Source organism: Clostridium tarantellae (assembly GCF_009295725.1).
Classification (GTDB): domain Bacteria; phylum Bacillota; class Clostridia; order Clostridiales; family Clostridiaceae; genus Sarcina; species Sarcina tarantellae.
In genome coordinates this window covers 1-2182 of sequence record NZ_WHJC01000423.1, presented here as the reverse complement: position 1 = coordinate 2182, position 2182 = coordinate 1, and the positions used below count along the sequence as shown (strand labels likewise).

The following is a 2182-nucleotide window of genomic DNA, read 5'->3' as shown; positions in this document are numbered from 1 at the left end:
AAATAAGTCAGTTAAATTGAAAAATTTAAGTTTAGAGAAAAAATTAAAAATATTATTTAAACTTAACAATCCTAATACAAAACTTATATCATAGACTTTATAGAAAGGAATAGTTAATTATGGAACTTTTTAAGAAAAATATAAATTATAATCCATATTTTTTAAATAAAATTCAACCTGTTGGGGGGATTAGATTTAAAGCTAGAAGCATAGTAAAAGGAGATGGATATGAAGCATGTGTACATCTTTATGATTTCCCAAGTTATGTTAATGATTTTTGGTTACAACAATTATTAAGTTTTGATGATATAGTTACAACCATAGATGTGTCTACTGAGAATAGAAAAAATGCTTTGGAACAAATAAATACAGCTATTTCAGAACAATTAATGAGAGTTGCAGAAGTGTCTAATAATATTGATAAAATTGAAGCTAATAATACTGCAAATATGCTTATAGGATTAGTTGAAGATATAACAACAAGAGAAGAAATAGTAAAGCAGGTTACTATAAGATATTATTTGTCAGGAAAAACAGAATTAGAACTTGATAATAAAATTAAAAATTTATTAAGTCAATTAGAAAGTATCGGATATAGAGGTGCAGTTTTTTTAAATGAACAAGAGTATGAATGGAAATCTTTATTTTTAAGTGCAACTAATCAAAAGTATTTACCTAATAAAAGAATAGGAAAGCATATACCTTCCATAGCTTTAGGTGGTGGTTATCCATTTCATTATACAGAGTTAAATGATGAAACAGGAATGTTTATGGGAACTACGAGAACTGGTGGTAATGTAATATTAGATACATTTACTAAAGATAGTATAAGAAAATCATATAATGCTTTAGTTATAGGCGTTATGGGATCAGGAAAATCTACTTTATTAAAAAAGCTTTTAAATAATAATTCAATAGTTGAAAATACAGTAAGAATTTTAGATATAGCTGGTGAATTTAAAACATTAGTAGAGATTTTAGGTGGTAAAATAGTAGCTTTAGATGGTTCAGATGGAATTATAAATCCACTTCAAATTTTTGCTACTATAATAGATGAAAATACTAATGAAGTACTTAAAGAACAAAGTTATATGCAACATTTATCAAAAGTATCAATGATGTATCAATTTTTATCTCCAGAAGCTACTCATGAAGAATTAAGAGAATTTGAAAGATTATTAAATGATTTTTATGAACAATTTGGCATAGAAAAAAATAAGGCTACAGAGTATAAAACCAATGAATATCCTATAATGGAAAATTTTCTTGATTATATTCAAGAAGAATTTTATGAAGATAAATTTATAGGAAAAATAAAAGATACTTTAAGTGAAAATAGGCAAAAAAGATTAGAAAGTATAATTTTAAGTATAGATAATCTTGTTAGATCTTATGGAAAATTATTCAATGGACATTCATCTATAGAAGATTTAACTAAAGAGCAAATAGTGAGCTTTGAACTTAAAAGTTTAGTTGATGTAGATAAAAGAATATTTAATGCTCAGACTTTTAATATATTAACTATGCTTTGGAATAATGCTTTAACTCAAGGATTAAGTGAAAAAAAAGCTTTTGATAAAAATGAAAAAAATGTACAAGAAACAAGAAAATATTTATTGTTAATAGATGAGGCACATAAATTTATAAATAGTAATAATATTATGGCTGTTGATTATTTAATAAGATTTGAAAGAGAAGCAAGAAAATATTTTTCTGGTTTAATATTTGCAACTCAAAGTATAAGAGATGTTGTACCTAATGTGTCAGATGGTGAGGTTTTTGAAAAGATAAGGACTTTATTTGAATTAACTCAATATAAATTCATAATGCAACAAGATAATAATGCTAAAGATATATTATATAAAGTTTTTAATGGCCAACTTACCCATAGTGAAATAGAACTTATTCCTAATTTTGAAACTGGAGATTGTATATTAACTATAAATGGCTATAAAAATATAAATTTTCATATAGAAGTATCAGATAAAGAAAAGTTTTTATTTACAGGAGGAGCTTAAATGAAAAATAAGATTTTAGTAATAGGAATATTAACCACATTTTTTTTGTCAATAGGATATATTGGATTCAATAGAATTAATAGTTATAAAGATAATTTAAGCAAAACTACAAAGACTAAATTAAATGATAGTGCTTTAGATATAGAAAATAATACTGAAATTAC

General features: G+C 24.2%; 1 protein-coding gene. It reads left to right on the top strand.

Annotation, left to right across the window (positions count from 1 at the left end; genetic code table 11):
- The first annotated feature begins 119 nt into the window (after nt 1-119).
- Entirely contained in the window at nt 120-2018 is a 1899-nt protein-coding gene (locus tag GBZ86_RS15210) for a VirB4 family type IV secretion system protein (protein ID WP_152892057.1), read from the top strand.
- The last annotated feature ends 164 nt before the right edge of the window (nt 2019-2182 follow it).

Coding starts and splice junctions, on each gene's coding strand:
- GBZ86_RS15210 (WP_152892057.1), top strand. CDS start 120: ATGGAACTTTTTAAGAAAAATATAAATTATAATCCATATTTTTTAAAT.